19 protein-coding genes are annotated in these 19,100 nt (G+C 30.7%); all 19 read left to right on the forward strand.

All coding sequences use genetic code 11. The features are described from left to right. Nucleotides 1-110 precede the first annotated feature (110 nt). The gene (locus ACLBXA_RS10020) at nucleotides 111-854 is read left to right on the forward strand and encodes a YveK family protein (RefSeq protein ID WP_242298863.1); all 744 of its coding nucleotides are present in this window, start codon (nucleotides 111-113) and stop codon (nucleotides 852-854) included. After that, nucleotides 844-1,545 carry a CpsD/CapB family tyrosine-protein kinase gene (locus ACLBXA_RS10025; RefSeq protein ID WP_001207164.1) on the forward strand — a complete coding sequence of 234 codons (702 nt, stop codon included), beginning with the start codon at nucleotides 844-846 and terminating at the stop codon, nucleotides 1,543-1,545. The genes ACLBXA_RS10020 and ACLBXA_RS10025 overlap by 11 nt, the downstream gene beginning before the upstream one ends. Before the next feature lie 111 nt (nucleotides 1,546-1,656). Further along, on the forward strand, nucleotides 1,657-2,424 hold the full coding sequence (locus ACLBXA_RS10030; protein WP_199664160.1) for a tyrosine-protein phosphatase: 768 nt from the start codon (nucleotides 1,657-1,659) through the stop codon (nucleotides 2,422-2,424). Nucleotides 2,425-2,666: 242 nt separating this feature from the next. Next, on the forward strand, nucleotides 2,667-3,548 hold the full coding sequence (gene galU / locus ACLBXA_RS10035) for a UTP--glucose-1-phosphate uridylyltransferase GalU (RefSeq protein WP_017763794.1): 882 nt from the start codon (nucleotides 2,667-2,669) through the stop codon (nucleotides 3,546-3,548). Nucleotides 3,549-3,565: 17 nt separating this feature from the next. Further along, nucleotides 3,566-4,246 (forward strand): sugar transferase, encoded by a 681-nt coding sequence (locus ACLBXA_RS10040; RefSeq protein WP_017763793.1) that lies wholly within the window; start codon nucleotides 3,566-3,568, stop codon nucleotides 4,244-4,246. 94 nt (nucleotides 4,247-4,340) lie between these two features. After that, complete coding sequence (locus ACLBXA_RS10045; protein ID WP_017763792.1) at nucleotides 4,341-5,663, forward strand: UDP-glucose dehydrogenase family protein; 1,323 nt, start codon at nucleotides 4,341-4,343, stop codon at nucleotides 5,661-5,663. A gap of 78 nt (nucleotides 5,664-5,741) precedes the next feature. Beyond that, nucleotides 5,742-6,197, forward strand: coding sequence for a PssD/Cps14F family polysaccharide biosynthesis glycosyltransferase (pssD, locus tag ACLBXA_RS10050; protein ID WP_242298862.1), 456 nt, complete (start codon nucleotides 5,742-5,744; stop codon nucleotides 6,195-6,197). Beyond that, nucleotides 6,194-6,679, forward strand: a complete 486-nt coding sequence (pssE, locus tag ACLBXA_RS10055; RefSeq protein WP_017763790.1) for a PssE/Cps14G family polysaccharide biosynthesis glycosyltransferase — start codon at nucleotides 6,194-6,196, stop codon at nucleotides 6,677-6,679. The genes pssD and pssE overlap by 4 nt, the downstream gene beginning before the upstream one ends. Before the next feature lie 37 nt (nucleotides 6,680-6,716). After that, the gene (locus tag ACLBXA_RS10060; RefSeq protein WP_199664149.1) at nucleotides 6,717-7,784 is read left to right on the forward strand and encodes a glycosyltransferase family 4 protein; all 1,068 of its coding nucleotides are present in this window, start codon (nucleotides 6,717-6,719) and stop codon (nucleotides 7,782-7,784) included. 24 nt (nucleotides 7,785-7,808) lie between these two features. Then, entirely contained in the window at nucleotides 7,809-9,590 is a 1,782-nt protein-coding gene (locus ACLBXA_RS10065) for a hypothetical protein (protein WP_199664148.1), read from the forward strand. 225 nt (nucleotides 9,591-9,815) lie between these two features. Then, entirely contained in the window at nucleotides 9,816-10,991 is a 1,176-nt protein-coding gene (locus ACLBXA_RS10070; RefSeq protein WP_199664146.1) for an O-antigen ligase family protein, read from the forward strand. Nucleotides 10,992-11,102: 111 nt separating this feature from the next. Next, nucleotides 11,103-12,206: a glycosyltransferase gene (locus tag ACLBXA_RS10075; protein WP_199664144.1), complete on the forward strand. Its 1,104-nt coding sequence runs from the start codon at nucleotides 11,103-11,105 to the stop codon at nucleotides 12,204-12,206. 114 nt (nucleotides 12,207-12,320) lie between these two features. Next, a complete protein-coding gene (locus ACLBXA_RS10080) occupies nucleotides 12,321-13,463 on the forward strand; it encodes a glycosyltransferase (RefSeq protein ID WP_199664142.1) in 1,143 nt (380 codons plus the stop codon). A gap of 49 nt (nucleotides 13,464-13,512) precedes the next feature. Beyond that, nucleotides 13,513-14,073, forward strand: coding sequence for an acyltransferase (locus ACLBXA_RS10085; protein WP_199664140.1), 561 nt, complete (start codon nucleotides 13,513-13,515; stop codon nucleotides 14,071-14,073). Nucleotides 14,074-14,112: 39 nt separating this feature from the next. Continuing rightward, nucleotides 14,113-15,264 carry a glycosyltransferase gene (locus ACLBXA_RS10090; protein WP_199664138.1) on the forward strand — a complete coding sequence of 384 codons (1,152 nt, stop codon included), beginning with the start codon at nucleotides 14,113-14,115 and terminating at the stop codon, nucleotides 15,262-15,264. Between the two features lie 39 nt (nucleotides 15,265-15,303). Then, nucleotides 15,304-16,746 (forward strand): flippase, encoded by a 1,443-nt coding sequence (locus ACLBXA_RS10095; RefSeq protein ID WP_447617194.1) that lies wholly within the window; start codon nucleotides 15,304-15,306, stop codon nucleotides 16,744-16,746. A gap of 91 nt (nucleotides 16,747-16,837) precedes the next feature. Then, nucleotides 16,838-17,752 carry a polyisoprenyl-teichoic acid--peptidoglycan teichoic acid transferase TagU gene (gene tagU / locus ACLBXA_RS10100; RefSeq protein WP_017763775.1) on the forward strand — a complete coding sequence of 305 codons (915 nt, stop codon included), beginning with the start codon at nucleotides 16,838-16,840 and terminating at the stop codon, nucleotides 17,750-17,752. Between the two features lie 98 nt (nucleotides 17,753-17,850). Further along, the gene (locus ACLBXA_RS10105) at nucleotides 17,851-18,693 is read left to right on the forward strand and encodes an SGNH/GDSL hydrolase family protein (RefSeq protein ID WP_199664135.1); all 843 of its coding nucleotides are present in this window, start codon (nucleotides 17,851-17,853) and stop codon (nucleotides 18,691-18,693) included. Between the two features lie 86 nt (nucleotides 18,694-18,779). Further along, on the forward strand, nucleotides 18,780-19,100 hold a 321-nt coding region (locus ACLBXA_RS10110), incomplete at its 3' end, for an SDR family NAD(P)-dependent oxidoreductase (protein WP_447617195.1).

Below are 19,100 nucleotides of genomic sequence, written 5' to 3' on the forward strand. Positions count from 1 at the left end.
AACTTGTTTCTTGTGAACAAATATAGAACTGAATTATTAAAAATAAAAAATGTAAGATTTATATGTTATAATTTTTCCTATGTGTAAATTTTAGAAAGTTGGAGGAACCTATGGAAGAAACAATTAGTCTAAAAGAGTTATTTCATATCTTAAAAAAACGTTTAGCAATGATCCTCGTAATCGCCTTTGGTGCAGCTATTGTAAGTGCTATCATTAGCTTTTTCTTTATGACACCAATCTATCAATCTTCGACGCAGATTCTTGTTAACCAGAAGAAGCAAGAAGGAGCAGCGATTCAATACAATGAGGTACAAACAAATATTCAATTAACAAATACATACAAGGTTATTATTAAAAGCCCTGTTATTTTGGATCAAGTGAAAGAAAAGCTAGGTTTAAATATGACAGTACAAGAGCTAAACAATAAAATTGAAGTAGCTAATGAGAAAGACTCACAAGTAGTGGCGGTAACTGCGCAAGATAAAGATCCAAAACTAGCTCGTGATATTGCTAATACAACTGCAGAAGTGTTTCAAGGTGAAGTTGCTAAAATTATGAGTGTTGATAACGTAACAGTATTATCAAAAGCAGAAGTTGCAGAAAATCTCTCTCCAATTAAACCACGTCCAATGTTAAATGTGGCAATTGCTTTCGTTGTTGGTTTAATGGCTTCAGTTGGTCTTGCATTCTTACTAGAATACTTAGATAACACAGTGAAGAAAGAAGAAGATGTAGAAAACTTACTTGGCTTACCAGTATTAGGAATTGTAGCTCGTATGGATGAAGAAACAATGAACGTGAAATCACACGCTCCAGCATCAAGAAAAGTGAGGGGACAAACAATTGGCTCTTAATTTATTTAAAAAGAAAAAGAATCATCGTCAACGTCGTCAATTAATTGCTCATCAACAACCGAAATCACCAATTTCAGAACAATATCGTAATATTCGAACGAATATTGAATTTGCAGCTGTTGACACGAATTTACATTCATTAATGGTAACATCTGCGAACCCAAGTGAAGGGAAAACGACAACGACAGCGAATATGGCAGTTGTGTTTGCTCAACAAGGAAAAAAAGTATTATTAATTGATGCAGATATGCGTAAACCAGCAATGCATCAAATGTTCCAAGTAGATAATATTTTTGGACTCACAAACGTATTAACACATAGTGAACGTTTAGAAAAATGTGTACAAACGACATCTGTAGACAATCTACACTTTTTAGCTTGTGGTCCAATCCCACCAAACCCGGCAGAATTGTTAGGTTCAAAATCAATGAAAGAACTTCTTGGACAAGCATACAGTATGTATGATTTAGTTATTTTTGATATGCCACCAATTTTAGCTGTAACCGATGCGCAAATTATGGCAAATGTATGCGATGCTTCTATTCTTGTTGTTCGTAGTGAATCAACAGAAAAGGAAACGGCAGTAAAAGCAAAAGGATTGTTAGAATCGGCTAAAGGTAAATTGTTAGGCGTTGTTCTAAACGATCGTGAACGTGAAGAAGGCTTATATTATTATTACGGTGCAAACTAATTAAAAGAGTGAGATATGGTTGAAACATATCTCCTTTTTTCCCTTGAATATGAGATATTTCTCATATTCAAGGGAAAAAAGATTTTTATATGAGAGAGGGAGATGAAACAAATGATAGATTTACATTGTCACATTTTACCTGGTATCGATGACGGTGCACAGACAGTAACAGATAGTTTAGCAATGGCACAACAAGCCGTTTCAGAAGGAATACATACAGTTGTTGCTACACCACATCATCAAAATGGAAAATATATAAATGAACATACCTCAATTATTCATCACGTAAAACAACTAAATGATGAACTACAACAACATAATATCCCGCTTACTATTTTACCGGGGCAAGAGGTCAGGTTATATGGTGATTTATTAGAAGACTATGAAGCTGGTAAAATCGTTACTTTAAATGAGACAAATAAATATATATTCATTGAATTTCCATCTAATCATGTACCTCGTTATGCTGAACAACTATTATATGAACTGCGCGTTAAGGGAATGATTCCAATTATCGTTCATCCGGAACGTAATGCCGAGTTAATCGAGCGGCCAGATAAGTTATATAACATTGTAAATAAAGGTGCATTAACACAAGTGACAGCGGGTAGTTTACTTGGGAAATTTGGCAAGAAAATTAAAAAATTCTCACTACAGCTTGTAGAACATAATTTAACACATATGGTCGCTTCAGATGCACATAACACGACATCAAGAGGATTTCATTTAGCGGAAAGCTATGAACTAATTGGGAAAGAATTTGGAATGAATGTTATGAGTGATTTGAAAGAAAATCCGTACTTATTAATTAGCGGGAAGGCAATTTATAAAGAAGATCCAGAACAACTTCGTCGCAAAAAATTATTCGGTATTTTTTAAATAAAGAATTGGTGATGTCTCCTAACCGTTATCAACGGGGGCACTCGGTCGTGCTGTGGGTAGAAATTTTATTTCATGCCTACCTTAGACGCTTGTCGTCGGGAGTATGGCGTGAGGATGGGTTAGATGCCCATAATTTATTTGTAATAGAAACTCTACCTATGGAGTTATAAAAATGACTCTATAGGTAGGGTTTTTGTTATTGTTACATACAAATAAATAGATTTATAGGGGGAGTATAATTGAAAAAAGTAAGAAAAGCAATTATCCCAGCTGCTGGTCTTGGGACAAGATTTTTACCAGCAACGAAAGCGATGCCGAAAGAAATGTTACCGATCGTTGATAAACCGACAATTCAATACATAATAGAAGAAGCGATTGAATCAGGAATTGAAGATATTATTATTGTTACTGGAAAAGGTAAACGTGCCATTGAAGATCATTTTGATCATTCATTTGAACTAGAACAAAATCTTTTAGAAAAAGGGAAGTATGAAATGCTTGAAAAAGTACAAGCTTCTTCAAAAATTAACATTCATTACATAAGACAAAAAGAACCGAAGGGTTTAGGGCATGCAGTATGGTGTGCGCGTAAATTTATTGGAAATGAACCATTTGCGGTATTACTTGGTGATGATATTGTACAAGCAGAAACACCATGTTTACGTCAATTAATGGATCAATATGAAGGTACACAGTCATCTGTAATAGGTGTACAAACGGTGCCAGAAAATGAAACAGATCGTTACGGTATTATTGATCCAGTTGAACAAAATGAACGTCGTTATCAGGTGCGTCAATTTGTAGAAAAGCCAGCTCAAGGAACAGCACCATCTAATTTGGCAATCATGGGACGTTACATATTAACACCAGAAATCTTTATGTTCCTAGAGAATCAGCAGACGGGTGCAGGTGGCGAAATTCAATTAACAGATGCGATTCAACGTTTAAATGAAATTCAGCGTGTGTTTGCTTATGACTTTGAAGGGATTCGTTATGATGTTGGGGAGAAGTTTGGATTTATTAAGACGACAATTGAGATGGCACTCCAACATGAATCCTTAAGAGAAGAGTTAATGAGTTATATGAAGGAACTTGTAAAAAAAGAAAATGTACATATTTAAAGTGAGGTGAAAAGGCATTGGCCTTAACTAAAGTATCAAGTGAAGCTGTAAAAGAACAAGGAATGCTTGTTGCTGAAGAGATAAATCAGAGTGTTTTTTATTTATTTATGAAGCGTGTAATAGATATATTAGGTTCATTATGCGGTCTTATTTTTCTTTTTCCTGTTTTACTTGTTATAGCGTTACTTATTAAGTTAGAAGATCCTAAGGGTTCCATTCTTTTTAAGCAGGTTCGTGTTGGGAAAAATGAAAAGGAGTTTGGAATGTATAAATTTCGTTCCATGGTGACAGATGCAGAAGAGCGATTAAAGGATTTATTAGAACATAATGAAGTATCAGGGGCAATGTTTAAAATGAAAGAAGACCCCCGTGTCACGAAAATTGGCAGGTTTATTCGGAAAACGAGTATCGATGAATTACCACAATTATTAAATGTACTAAAAGGTGAAATGAGTTTAGTTGGACCGCGTCCACCGCTTCCAAGAGAGGTAAAAGAATATACTTTGTATGATAAACAGAGATTGCTTGTTACACCAGGCTGTACAGGACTTTGGCAAGTTACAGAGAGAAACAGTGTTGGTTTCGCAGAGATGGTGGAATTAGATTTAACTTATATTAGAAAGCGTAATATTAGGTTTGATTGTAAGTTAATATTAAAGACGGTATTAGTTTTAGTTGGCTCGAAAGATGCCTATTGATGAATAGTTCAATTAGTAGGTTAGATTTAAAAAGTGATAGTTGGTACACTAACTTGTATTTAAGTATAAAATGTCTGCAAGGGAGATTTTTAAGATGAATATAGCGGTAGTAGGGACTGGATACGTAGGTCTAGTGACAGGTGTAGGTTTATCAGAAGTAGGACATAGTGTTACTTGTATTGATATGGATGAAAAAAAAGTGGAGAAAATGCAAGGTGGGCAATCACCAATTTATGAGCCTGGTTTAGATGAGTTAATGTTGAAAAACATTGAGGCTGGACGCTTAAATTTTACTACAGACCATCTAATAGCATTTAAAGAAGCTCAAGTCATTTATATAGCGGTAGGTACTCCTGAAAATGAAGATGGAACAGCAAACTTAACTTATGTTAATCAAGTTATAGAACAAATTGCTCAAAATATAAAACAAGATATTATAGTAGTAACAAAAAGTACAGTACCTGTAGGAACTAATCATTATATTAAAGGTAGATTAAAAGAGCTATTAGTGGAAGATATTAAAATTGAGGTAGTATCAAATCCAGAGTTCCTTCGAGAAGGATCTGCAGTTTATGATATATTCAACGGTGATCGTATTGTAATTGGTGCTGAATGTGATGAAGCATTAGAAGTAATGCGTAAGGTTAATAAACCTTTTGGTATTCCTATATATGAAACTGATATTTGTAGTGCTGAAATGATTAAATACGCTTCTAATGCATTCTTAGCTACAAAAATTAGTTTTATTAATGAAATTGCTAACGTATGTGAAAAAGTAGGTGCTGATGTAGAGAAAGTAGCCCTTGGAATGGGGTTAGATAGCCGTGTTGGTAACCAATTCCTAAAAGCTGGAATCGGTTATGGGGGCTCTTGTTTCCCAAAAGATACAAAGGCACTTAAAAAAATCGCAGAAAATGTAGACTATGATTTTAGCTTGTTAAGTTCGGTTATTCAATTTAACAATAAGCAACAAAGGAAGCTACTTGATCAAGCTATAAAGGATTTTGGGACATTAGAAGGAAAAAAAGTAGGTATATTGGGACTAACTTTTAAGCCTAATACAGATGATATGCGAGAAGCAGCTTCACTAGTTATTATCCCAGAACTTATAGAAATGGGTGCACATGTAAAAGCTTATGATCCAATAGCAATTGATAATGCAAAGAAAATCTTACCTAGTACAATAGAATATACAAATGAAGTAATAGAAGCGATTGAAGATACAGAAATTGTATTTATTTTAACAGAATGGGATGAAATTAAATCTATACCATTAGAAAAATTTGAGAACAAAATGAAAGATCCAAATATATATGATGGCAGAAATTGTTTTGGAATTGAAGCTGTGAAAAATAGTAATATAAACTATTTTTCAGTAGGAAGAGAAGCTATTAAAAGAAGCAATGTAAGGGTTTAGTTTAAATTGTAATTTTTAACTAGAGATTTGTAAAAAAGTTAGTATCAATTATATAAGGTATATGAAGGAGGAGGAATATTGAAAATATGTTTCGCTGCTTCATCAGGGGGGCATCTAGAGCAATTAATGATGCTACATCCAATGATGAAAGATCATGATAGTTTTATTTTGACAGAGAAGACAAATTACCGATTTAATTCAAAAGGCATTAAGTCTTATGATGTCATTCAAATTAATAGAAGGGAATTCTCCTTCTTTTTTAAATTTATTATTTTAGTTTTTCAGTCTATATTTATTTTATTGAAAGAGAAACCGGATGTTGTTATCTCTACTGGAGCATTAGCGACAGTGCCCATGTGTTTATTAGCTAAGTTGTTTAAGAAGAAATTAATTTTTATAGAATCCTTTTCTAAAATCACTTCACCGACTATTACAGGTAAATTGATGTATAAGTATGCAGATTTATTCTTAGTGCAATGGGAAGATATGAAACAATTTTATCCAGATGCAATTTATGGAGGCGGAATATATTGATTTTTGTAACAGTAGGTTCCCAAAAATTCCAATTTGATAGATTGTTAAAAGAAGTTGATCGTTTGGTTGAAGAAAAAAAAATAAAACCAGATGAAGTGTTTGCTCAAATTGGTTATTCAACATACGAACCACGTTATTACTCATACAAAAAATTTTTAAATAAAGAAGAATTTTTGGATTTAATGTTTAAAAGTGAAATAGTAATTACTCATGGAGGAACAGGCTCTATTATAAATGGGGTAAAACAAGAAAAGAAAGTAATAGGTGTTCCTCGAACTGTAGAATATGGTGAACATGTAGACAATCACCAGTTTGAAATAATTGAACAATTCACAAATTCAAACTTAATATATGGAATTTCGGATGTTAAAGAACTAGAAAAATCATTAGATGTTGTAAAAGAAATGAATTTCAAAAAATATCAATCTAATACTAGTAATATTATTGATATACTTGAGACGTTTTTAAAAAAGACTCTATGATGTATATAACTAAAAATATATAGAAATAGGTGAGCGAATGAAAGTTATCATGATTGGATCTCACATACGTGTAACAGGTGGGATTACCAGAGTGGTAAAGAACTATATACAAGCGGGCCTTAATGAGAAAACTGATTTAGAATATTTTCCAACTTATTATGGCAGTAATCATTTTGTAAATATAGTTTATTTTATAATTCAATATGTAAAGTTGTTCTTTAAACTCAATATACTAAAAAAACAATATGATATAGCTCATATTCATATGTCGTATAGGGGAAGTTTTATTCGAAAAAGTAAAATTATAAAAATGTTGCATAAGAATGGCATTCCAATTGTATTACATATGCATGGCTCTCAATTTAAAGATTTTTATAATGAAAGTTCGGATAAAAGAAAGAAAGATATTGTGGATGCATTAAACAAGGTAACCGTGATATTAGCTTTAGGAGAGCAGTGGAAAGAATACTATAAATCAATTAGTACAGCGAAAGTGGTTTCTTTAGATAATGCAGTTTTTCCGAAAAACGTCAGCAGTAATTCCCAGAATGCGGTTTATATCACAACAATGGGAGTGCTTTCTCAAAGAAAAGGTACATATGATTTGATTGAGGTAGGCGCTAAATTAAAAGGAAAAATAGATAATAAATATAAATTTGTTTTAGCCGGCGATGGAGAAATCGATAAGGTCAAAAAGAAAATTGCTGAAATGGGATTAGAAGATTTGTTTATTGTTCCAGGTTGGATATCAGATGAGACTAAGATAGAAGAAATTTATCGAAAAAGTGCCATTTATGTACTACCCTCCTATAATGAAGGCATGCCAATGTCTATATTAGAAGCAATGAGTTACGGTTTACCTGTTATATCTACCGATGTTGGTTCTATTGCTTCTGTTGTAGAAGAAGATAATGGATTTGTGATAAAACCGGGAGATATAAGCACATTGGCTAATAATATTATTTATTTGTTAAATAATAAGTCACATATAGAAAAAATAGGCGAAAATAATGCAGAAAAAATACGTACAAAATATAATGTCTACAACTCATTAGATAAGATGTGTGGTTTGTATGAAGATATTGTAAAAAAAAAATATAAATAAAATTTTGATTAAAGTGAGTTGAAAATGATGCCAGGATTCTTTGGTTTTATTTCAAATAATAAAAGTGTTTTAAATAATGAGCTAGATATGTATGAAATTGTAGATAAAAGCAATGATTTAATACAAGAAGAAATTGAACTTCAGGGTTCTGGAATATATGGGAAAATTTTTAGGAATGCTGTGAATAAGTTTAGTTTCGATAAAGCTTTTTATAGTGATCAGAAGAATCTTATTGCCATTGATGGAGTAGTTTTAAACAAGCATGATTTATGTGAAAAGTATGATGTTAGTGAAAATGAAATATTAAACTTAATTAAAAAGATGTCAATTGAAGATTCTGAAACTTTCTTCCGACAATTCAGGGGGACTTTTGCAGGAGTTTTTTGGGATAAGGAGACGAATAAATTAAACGTATTTACAAATCATATTGGTGATAAGGAAGTTTTTTATTACCTATGTAAGGAAAGCCAAGTTTTCTATTTCTCAACTGATTTTAAATCTCTTATAAAGATGGTTCATGAACAAACAAGTAGACAGTTTAAGATTAATAATAATGCAGCTTATAGTTTAATGGTACATTCTCATGTACTATGTAATGAAACGTTATTTGAAGATGTATATAGGTTAACACCAGGGCACTATATTCAATATTCTAATGGTACTATCGAAAAGGAGTGTTATTATGCCATAGATAATACTCCTATTAGTATTTCAAAAGAAGAGGCTTTAGCTAGGCTGGATACTTTGTTTAGAAATGCTGTGAAAAGGGTTTTTAAGAAAGATTTGGAATATGGATATAAACATCTAGTTGCTCTAAGTGGTGGCTTAGATTCTCGAATGACTGCTTGGGTGGGGCATAATATGGGATACACCAATATGTTGAATTACACGTTTTCACAAACTGATTATTTAGACGAGACGGTGCCCAAAGAAATTACTGATATGCTAAAAAGTGAATGGATGTTTAAAGCTTTAGATAATGGTACATATCTTTACAAGTATTTTGATGAATCAGTTAAGATATCCGGTGCTAGAAGCCAGTCATGTACCATTTCTCATACACTTAGTATGCTTAGTAATCTTAATTTAAAAGAATATGGACTTGTTCATACAGGACAACTTGGTGATGTAATAATTGGTACTTTTTATGATCAGGGAAAGAAACAAAATTTCAAACCTGGATCTGGAGCGTATTCTACTAAACTGCTGGATAGGGTTCAATACACTGAAGAGAAAGCTGTACATTTAGAGGATCAAGAAATATTTAAATTTTATAATAGAGGTTTTACAGGAGTAAATATAGGACTAAAACCTATGTTTCTCTATACAGAAACAACATCGCCATTTTTAGATGTAGATTTTCTAGACTTTTGTTTATCTTTACCATTAGAGTATAGAAGCGGACATAAGATTTACATTGAGTGGATAAATAAGTTTTATCCTGAAGCAGCAGATTTCATTTATGAAAAGGTAAAAGGGAAAATTAATCGAAAGACGATTACAGTTCAAGGCATACCAGTTCCATGGACGAGCGTTCCAGCGGCGGCAGTAAAATTAATTAAGAATAAATTAGGCTTAAAGTTAAGTTCAAAAAAACATATGCATCCGATGGATTATTGGTATCAAAATAATAAAAATCTAAGAGATTTTTATGAGGAAAAATATAATGAAAATATTAACTTATTAACTGAAGAAAGCCTAAGAAAAGATTGTGAGTTTTTATTTAGAGAAGGAAATACTCTCGAAAAAGATCAAGTAGTTACATTATTAGGTTTTTTAAAACAAATGGATATTTATATTAAATAGTAATGGTAATTTTGTTATTAGAAACAGAATAATGTATTTAGAAATAAAGGTGTATTACTGAAGTGTATGGTTAACTATTAGATAAGGAATAATGAAAAAGATTTTTCACTTTGAAAATCGTTTATAAAGTAGAATTATTTATTGTTTTTAACAAGGAAACAATATGAGTATAATTTATACGCAATTAAAATAGTTCAAGGAAAATAAAATGGATAGGATATAGTAATGAATAAATTAATTATATACGGTGTGTTTTTATCCTCGTTTTTCTTTATAGTAGGTAATAGATTTAATAACACATATATATACCCTTCTGGGATATTATGCTTTATGTATATTGCATATACTTTGTTAAATTTATTAAAGGTAGGAAGTTTAAGAGTTAATTTACCCAAAAGGGAATTGACTCTGATATTATTTCTAATAACATATATGTTATTTACCTTTTTTATAGGTTTATACATAGGATTAGAAAATAAATCAATATATAAGGTGTTTTTTGATAATTTATATATATTTACTTTTATACTTATGCTTACTACCTTCTCATGGACAGATGATTTTTCTATTAGATTGTCTAAGGTGGTGAGCTATTCATTTATAGCTATGGGATTAATAGGTATTTTTCTATATATAAAAGGAATCTATGGGCTAAGCATCAGATTCAGTTCACCATATTTTACTGTTTTTGACGAAAATACAATGATGCAATATTTTAGTGAAGTTAGATTTCAATCAGTTTTTTCACAAAAAACGAAATATGCATTTTATTGTTTAACAGGTATGTTTATACTTAAAACCAATTCTCGCTTAGATGTAAAAATACGCTGGATTGGAATAATTATATTAGCTATTAACGTTATTTTGACAAATTCAATAATGTCCCTTGGTGCGATGGTTGTATTAATGGTAACATTTATTGAGTATAAGAAAATTAATAAATATTTTAGATACCTTATTGTTCTTGTTACGATTTTAGGAGCAATTATATGTAGTTTCATAGTATTTAATTATACTGCAGACGTGCGGGATTTAAGTAGCTGGGGATCCAGGAAGTATATTTGGGAAGGTGCATTGGATTTACTACGGCAACATCCTAATGGTGTAATAGATAACTGGTATTTATACAAAATAAATATTTATTTTCAAGGTGCACACAATGTATTTTTAAATGAATTTCTTGATTATGGAATTATAGGAGGAGGATTATTCTTAATAATCTATTGTCTTATTTTCTATAATTTATTTAAGATTAGCAAAGAAACAATTGGGTTCTTTTTAGTCACTACAATATTATTTATGGTGGATAATCTATTATATTGGGAGATTGTCCCTATTTTTTGGTTGTCTTATTTAATAGTTAAAATTAATTTAACTGATAATCGCCCACATCAAATGTAGGGATTTTAAAAATTTAATCATGATTTTTATACTAAAAGGTAGCAAAAATAATTCATTGCTACCTTTTAGTATAATTGAAAATTTGTAAGGGATTTCAAGAGGTATATAAATATGAAAAAAATGTTACTTATTCCAAAGGGGCAGTATGGATATAATACGGACTATTTAAAAATGGTGAATTATTTATCGAAACATAACGTTCATGTTGATATTTTATGTTTTGATAATAACCGTTTAAGAGTAAATATTCCGGAAAATGTTAATGTTAAATACATTAACATTAGTAAAAATAGAATAATGAATTACTTGAAATATAATATAGAGATAATTAAATTCATTTTAAAGAATAGAAAAGAATATAATTGGATTATCATTAGTGGGACAATAGAATACTGTGGGTATATTCCGCTGTTATTGAGAAAATTTACCTCAAAAACAAATTGGATCATGGATATTCGAACTGGAGCAGTGTTTTCCAGTGAAAAGAAAAGGCATTTTTATGATAATGCTATGAAATGGTCTACGAAGTTCTTTGACCATATAACAGTTATTTCAGATTTATTGGCGAAAAAATTACAAATATCTAAATATACTTTATTACCCTTAGGCGCAGATCGTATTGTGGATATTAGGGAGAAAAAAGTGAATACAGAGAAAATAAAATTTCTTTATGTAGGAACTTTTGAAAATAGAAATCTTGAAAATGTTATTGAAGCATATGATATTTTTTGTACAAAAAACGACAATCAAATTCAAACTAGCTTGGATGTAGTTGGTTCTGCATACACGGAAAAGTATCAGCAAAGAGTTATTGAAGCAATAGAGAACGTTAAAAATAAGGGTAATATTCAATATCACGGTAGAAAAAATCATGATGAGATAATAAACCTTTTCAAGGAAGCTGCGGTAGGTTTCTCTTATGTTCCCATTACGGATTATTATGATGCACAACCTCCTACTAAAACATATGAATATATTATTAATGGAATAATATGTATAGGAACCAATACAAAAGCCAATGCAGAAATTATTAATGATAGGAATGGGATACTGATTAATGAGGACATTAATAGTATTGTTGAAGGAATAGAAAAAGTCTCTAAAGAAATTTGTAAATATGATATTTTACAGTTGTCGCAAACAGTGGAAAATTATGAGTGGGGCAAAATAGAGTATCGATTTCATAATTTTTTAAAGGAAATAGATGTAAAATAATAGATTGAAAATAGAAGTTTATGTAGATTTGGTAATCTATTAAATAATTTATTATAGTTTACACAGATATTTTCCTTGAAATGGAAATTAATTCTATAAGGTTGGTTGAAGACAATGAAAAATATATTATTTGTAATCCCTTATTTAGGTGGGGGGGGAGCAGAGAGAGTACTAATAGATTTAATAAATACATTAAATAAAAAAAATATATATAATATAACAATTTTTACAATTGGTAGTGGTATATTAGATGATCAATTAGATAAAGAAATAAGACATGTGAAATTATTTAATGTAGATTTAGCTAACCAAGATATAATATCAAAAATTAAAATAAGATTAATTCTTAAATCGCTTAAGATTTTAAGTCCATCTAAAATGAGAAAGTTTATTAATATTTTTTTAAAAGAATCATTTGATATTGAAGTAGCTTTTTTAGAAGGATTCTCTATAAAATTTGTATCACAAAGCTCTGCAATGAAAATAGGTTGGATTCATACAGATTTGAAGAGATTTAATTATTGTAGAGCTTATTTTAAAAATAAAATTAATGAATTGGATAGTTATTCAAGTATGAATAAATTAATTTTTGTTTCGGAAACATCTAAGGTAGGTTACTTGGATTATTTCGAAGGAATTAGAGATCAAGATAATTTATATGTATTAAAAAATATATTAAATATAGAAAGGATTATGTCCTTATCTGAAGAGGAAATTGAATTTGATTTTAAATATATTTGTAGTGTAGGTAGATTGAGTGAGGAAAAAGGATTCGACCGTTTAATTGAAAGTTATTGTAAATTAAAAAGGGAAGGAGAAATTGGAGATCTTAAACTGCTAATCATAGGTAGCGGAAAAGATGAAAATAAGCTGAAAGAACTTGTTAGAAAGTTAAAATTAGAAGAATATATTATGTTTGTACCATTTAGTAAAAACCCATATAAGTATATTAAAAACAGTGAATTTTTTGTTTCATCTTCTAGGGTAGAAGGCTATCCTACAGTTGTTCTAGAAGCATTAGTACTGAAAAAGATAGTTGTTGCTACAGATACAGGGGCTTCTAGTATTTTGAATAATGGGGAGTTTGGATTAGTAGTTCAAAATAATACTGATGGACTAATAAAAGGAATTAAAGAAGTAATGGATAAGAATTCTGTATATGCTAAGAAGGCGTTGTGGGGAGAAAAGATGGTATTAAATGAGAATAAGGAGAAATTAGAAAAGATTATAGAAGTAATTAACGATTGTAAAATGTAATAGTAGTTAATAAAAGTATGCTAGAAAAACTTCGTATGGGGAGTCTAATATGATTTCAAAGATAAAACGAAAAATTAAAAGAAAATTAGGTTTTAGAAGTAGCTATGAAGAAATTTTAGGAGATTTAGAGAAAAGGGGACTGAAGATAGGCAAAAACTTCGCATTTAATGATGGTTGTATAATAGATCCTAGTCATTGTTGGAAAATAAGCATAGGAGATAATGTTACATTGGCTCCCAATGTTCATATTTTGGCACATGATGCAAGTACGAAGTTTTATTTAGATTATGTTAAAGTTGGACTTGTTAAAATTGGGAATGAAGTATTTATAGGAGCAGGTACTATTATACTTCCTAATGTTGAAATAGGGAATAATGTAATAATAGGAGCAGGGAGTGTAGTTAATAAGGATATTCCATCTAATACGGTGGTTGCTGGAAATCCTGCTAAATCGATTGGTAAAACAAGTGAATACATTACCAAGCAGAAAAAAAGAATGGAAGAAAGTCATTTGTTTGATGAAAGTTATACTTTAGGTGGTAATATTACTAAAGAAAAAAAGGAAGAAATGAGAAGAATATTACAAAATGGTATGGGATTTTTAAAGTAAAGATTAATTTAGTATGCTGGAATTATAGGAGGAAAATCCTTGAAAAAGATTTTATTTGTTATTGGACAACTGGGAGCAGGTGGGGCAGAGAGAGTTCTAGTGGATGTTGCAAATAATTTATCAAGGAATAGAGATTATTCTGTGACTGTTTTTACCTTTTGTAAAAATAAATTAGATAACCAACTTTCAGAAAAAGTAAAGCATGTTAGTTTATTTAATATAAGTGCCAGTTCAAGAAAAATTAGTGATAGAATTTTAAATAGGTTTATCATAATTAATTTTTTTAAGTTATGCCAAAAGATTGATGCAAATTATATAAGAAAAATAATGAGTTATCGTTTAAAAGAAAATTATGATGTTGAGATTGGATTCGTTGAAGGGCTGCCTATTAAAATATCTTCTTCTTTAGATCATATTAAATCTAGAAAACATATAGGATGGATTCATACAGATTTAAGTAGACACAATCATGCTGAAAACTTTTTTAAAAACCATACAATAGAAACAGAAATATACGATAGTTTGGATAATATGGTTTTTGTATCAGAACAATCGGAAAAAGGCTATAATGCATACTTTAATAGAAAACATAATGGTAGTGCTGTTATTCCAAATTTCATAGATTGCGAACGTATTAAAACATTAGCTGAAGAAAAATGCGAACTAAATTTTAAATATATTTGTTCTGTTGGAAGATTAGTGAAAGAAAAGGGATTTGATAGATTAATCAAAGCATATGCGATCTTAAGAAAAAAGGATAAGATTAAGGAATTTAAATTAGTTATAATTGGTAGTGGTTATGAGGAAAATAAATTAAAACAATTAGCAGCCGACCTAGGGATTGAGGAAGATGTTATATTTATACCCTTTGTAGAAAACCCATATAAGTATATTAAAAATAGTGAGTTTTTTATATCTTCATCGAGGGTTGAAGGGTATTCCTTAGTTGTAGCAGAAGCAATTCTTTTAGAGGTCCCAGTGGTGTCAACAAGGACTGGAACAGTTAGCATACTTGGTGAAAGTGAGTATGGTTTAATTGTAGATAACACAACAGAAGGTATTATTGAAGGGGTAAAGAAGTTAGGTAGCGATATTCATTCCTTTAAATATAGGGCGGGTAAAGGAAGTAAAGAAGTTGAAACAATTAATCGAGAAAACATGAGAAAAATAATTTCTTTAATTGAGAACTAAGTGCAGAAAATATTAAACATGAGAGATGTGTCATAAATCATGAGTAGCTTAACTAGAAATACAATTTATAGTTTTCTAAACCAGATAGTATTATTAGTTATACCATTTATAACTTTTCCTTATATTTCAAGGGTTTTGGGACCAGGTTATTATGGCAGTATTAACTATGCGACTAGTATAGTCGCTATTTTTGCTGTATTTGCAGGGACTGGATTAGTTGGGCATGCGACGCGTGAAATAGCGGTAGTAAAAGATGATAAAGAAAAGTTGGGGGCTAAATTTCAAGAACTGTTCATTATACAATTGGCATTAACAGTTTGTATGTTTTGCTTATATGGAGTTTTTTTATCTAACCTTTCGGGGATAAATGGTGAATTTTTAATTTTCCTTATTACCGGATTTACAATGTTAACAAATTTATTTACTTTTCAATGGTTTTTTGTAGGGATAGAAGAGTTTAAGTATATTACAACGCGAGATGTTGTAATCAAAATTATTTTTGTCATTTGTGTGTTTATGTTTGTTAATGAAAAAGAAGATTATCTAATATATGTATTACTAAATTTAGGGAGTTTTATTTTGACTGCTTTATTAAATAGTTGTTATTTAATAAAGTTTATTGAAATAAAAAAAAGAAACTTATCATTTTCTCTACATTTAAAGCCAGTTTTTTTAGCACTAATAATATCATTTGTTAGTACAACCACATTACAATTAAATTCTATTTTGTTAGGGAGTATTGCTGCAAAAGAAAATTTAGGCCTTTATAATGTTGGTATAAAAATGACTACAATGCTAGTTGCGATTGTTTCAAATGCATTTGCAGTACTATTGCCAAGGCTTAGTTATTTAAATAGTAATAATGATCATGGCTCACAAAGAAAAATCTTGAATAAAACAGGCCACTTCTTAGGGATTATTTCAATACCGGCGTGTGTCGGTTTTATGTTATACTCTAATATTATAATAAAGGTTCTTTTTGGAACAGAGTATATGGGAGCGATTGTGGTTTCACAAATTACTTCCCTATGTCTAATAATAATGCCATTAGTAGCAATTTATGCATACTATTTATATTCTACGGGTAGAGAACGTATTTCTATATATGCAATGCTATTAGCATTGGTAATTAATCTAGTTGCTAATATTACTTTAACAACAAAATATCTTATTGTAGGTGCAGCCATTACATTCGTATTAACTGAATTATCTAAGTTAATATTTTATTCTTTGTGGTTAAGAAGGACAGGTGTAAAATTTAATCTATTTTCAATGAATTATCTTTCATATTGTCTAATAGCTACTATAGCGGTAGTGTTGCCGTATTTAATGTTTAAGCCTGAGAGTATTTTTGCAGGTATATTTATTATGTTAGGTAGCATAATTTTTTATTTTATTATGTTGGGGATAGTAAAAGACAAATATTTTATAGATATGATTCAGATAATTAAAAGTATGTTAATACGGAAGAAGAGACAATGATATTCCAAATTATTAGGATTGACTAGTTGAATAGATAATTGATAAATTAAAATGTGAAATAAATTATAAGAATATAAAGAAGGTATAAAATATGAAAAAGAAAATTATATTTTGGATTCTAGGTATTGTTGGTGTTCTTATCGTTGCAGGTGGTGCATATGCATATAGCGTTTATTCTAATGTGTCTAATACTTTAGATGCGGTGCATAAACCACTAGAACGTGATAAGTCTGAAAAACGTGATCAAAAAGTAGATGTTGCAGATAAAAAGCCTATTTCTATTTTATTAATGGGAACAGATCAAAGAGAAAGTGAAACATCAAGATCTGATTCATTGATGTTATTTACTTTGAATCCTCAAAAAAAATCAATGAAGATTACAAGCATTCCCCGTGATACTTATACAGAAATCATTGGTAAAGGTAAAAAAGATAAGATTAACCATGCTTATGCCTTTGGTGGTATTGATATGGCTGTAAAAACAACGGAGAATTTTCTTAATGTACCAGTCGATCATTACATTGAAGTGAATATGGCTGGTTTTAAAGATATTGTGGATGCTGTTGGTGGCGTTGATGTAAATAACGATTTAGATTTTACATCAAGGGATACACACTTTGCTAAAGGTGAAATTCATTTAGATGGTGAAAAAGCTTTAAAATATACTCGTATGCGTTATGAAGATCCACGCGGTGACTTCGGTCGTCAAATGCGCCAACGTCAAGTTATTCAAGCTGTAATTAAAAAGGGCGCAAGTGTATCTTCTCTAGCAAGTTACGGTGATGTATTAAAAGCAATTGAGAAAAACGTAAAAACAAGTTTAACGCAAGATCAAATGTTTGATATTCAAAAGAATTATAAAGATTGCATGCAGAATAGTGAAGAGATTCAAATCCCAGGTGACGGCCACAAAGCCGCCGACGGTATTTGGTACTATTATGTTCCAGATGCAGCAAAACAAGATTTAACAAATAAATTAAAAGCGCATCTTGAATTAACTAAGTAATATGTAACAACCCAACTCCTTTGGAAGGAGTTGGGTTTATTTTTGCGTGAATTTATATTAGTATTATATATTGTGAGATTAATAGATGAGGTGAATCGATGAATAAGAAAGCGGTACTTGTCCTTGTTATTTTTGTATTGTTTGTTGCTTCGATTGTGAGCGGTAAATTGTACTGGAATAAGAAGATTGCGAATGCAACAGGGCAAACGAGTGAAGTAACGAAAACAAAGGCTGAAGTGAAAGATAGCAGGGCAAAGAAAGAAGAGAAAAAAGAAGAGAAAAAAGAAGAGAAAAAACAAGATGCGAAGTCATCTTTTAATGAAGCATACGCGAAAAACTTGCCAGATGCAGTGAAAGAGAAGTTAAAGAAAGCCGCTGAGGATAAAAAGGCAGTAAACCTTGTTATTGTTGGTGATGAGGCTTCTTCATCTGAAAAAAGTGCTTGGGCAGCTAAGTTAACTGCTAATTTAGAAACTGCTTATGGTAAAGGTTTATGGAATGTGACTGTAAAGGAATATAAGGGTGAAAGCACAGAAGAGTTAATTACGAATAAACGTGATAAAGAGATTGGGAAAGAGAATCCAGATGTGATTTTATTTGAACCGCCATTTATTACTGATAATGGTAAAACTGGTAACGGAAACTCTGTTGTGAATACACAGAAGTTCGTTCAAGCACTTTCTACTAGTGCAAAGGGTGCTACGATTATGATTCAACCATCAAATCCAGTGTATGGTGCGAAGAATTATCCGAAATCGATTGAAGCATTAAAACAATTTGCGACGCAAAATAATTATACATATATTGATCATTGGGGAGCATGGCCGGATGCAACAACAAAGGCTATTTTACCGTACTTACAAGAAGAATTTGGTTTCCCAAGTGCTAAAGGTCATGAGGTTTGGGCTCAATATGTAACGGATTATTTCATAGCTAAATAAAATCTGTGAGAAGAAAATCATTTGTTTTAATAAAGGATAAATGATTTTCTTTTTTATTATGGCTTAATAATATTGGAGGTATAATTATGGCGATACTTGTAACAGGTGGGGCAGGATATATTGGTAGTCATACATGTGTAGAATTACTAAATAGCGGTTACGAAGTTATAGTAGTGGATAATCTTTCGAATAGCTCGGTAGAATCCATAAATCGAGTGAAAGAAATAACAGGAAAACAATTTAAGTTTTATAAAGAAGATGTTTTAAATCGTAAAGCGCTTGACGCAATTTTTGAAGAAAATGTAATTGACGCAGTTATTCACTTTGCAGGATTTAAAGCTGTAGGGGAGTCAGTAGCGATTCCATTAACATATTATCATAACAACATTACAAGCACGTTAGTGCTA

The sequence above is a fragment of the Bacillus sp. D48C genome, from assembly GCF_053345735.1.

What these genes read in the sequence shown, in the direction of transcription:
- ACLBXA_RS10075 (WP_199664144.1), top strand. Translation starts at nt 11,103, where the DNA reads ATGAAAAAAATGTTACTTATTCCAAAGGGGCAGTATGGATATAATACG.
- ACLBXA_RS10030 (WP_199664160.1), top strand. Translation starts at nt 1,657, where the DNA reads ATGATAGATTTACATTGTCACATTTTACCTGGTATCGATGACGGTGCA.
- ACLBXA_RS10105 (WP_199664135.1), top strand. Translation starts at nt 17,851, where the DNA reads ATGAATAAGAAAGCGGTACTTGTCCTTGTTATTTTTGTATTGTTTGTT.
- ACLBXA_RS10045 (WP_017763792.1), top strand. Translation starts at nt 4,341, where the DNA reads ATGAATATAGCGGTAGTAGGGACTGGATACGTAGGTCTAGTGACAGGT.
- ACLBXA_RS10020 (WP_242298863.1), top strand. Translation starts at nt 111, where the DNA reads ATGGAAGAAACAATTAGTCTAAAAGAGTTATTTCATATCTTAAAAAAA.
- ACLBXA_RS10095 (WP_447617194.1), top strand. Translation starts at nt 15,304, where the DNA reads ATGAGTAGCTTAACTAGAAATACAATTTATAGTTTTCTAAACCAGATA.
- ACLBXA_RS10080 (WP_199664142.1), top strand. Translation starts at nt 12,321, where the DNA reads ATGAAAAATATATTATTTGTAATCCCTTATTTAGGTGGGGGGGGAGCA.
- ACLBXA_RS10060 (WP_199664149.1), top strand. Translation starts at nt 6,717, where the DNA reads ATGAAAGTTATCATGATTGGATCTCACATACGTGTAACAGGTGGGATT.
- tagU (WP_017763775.1), top strand. Translation starts at nt 16,838, where the DNA reads ATGAAAAAGAAAATTATATTTTGGATTCTAGGTATTGTTGGTGTTCTT.
- ACLBXA_RS10085 (WP_199664140.1), top strand. Translation starts at nt 13,513, where the DNA reads ATGATTTCAAAGATAAAACGAAAAATTAAAAGAAAATTAGGTTTTAGA.
- ACLBXA_RS10070 (WP_199664146.1), top strand. Translation starts at nt 9,816, where the DNA reads ATGAATAAATTAATTATATACGGTGTGTTTTTATCCTCGTTTTTCTTT.
- ACLBXA_RS10065 (WP_199664148.1), top strand. Translation starts at nt 7,809, where the DNA reads ATGATGCCAGGATTCTTTGGTTTTATTTCAAATAATAAAAGTGTTTTA.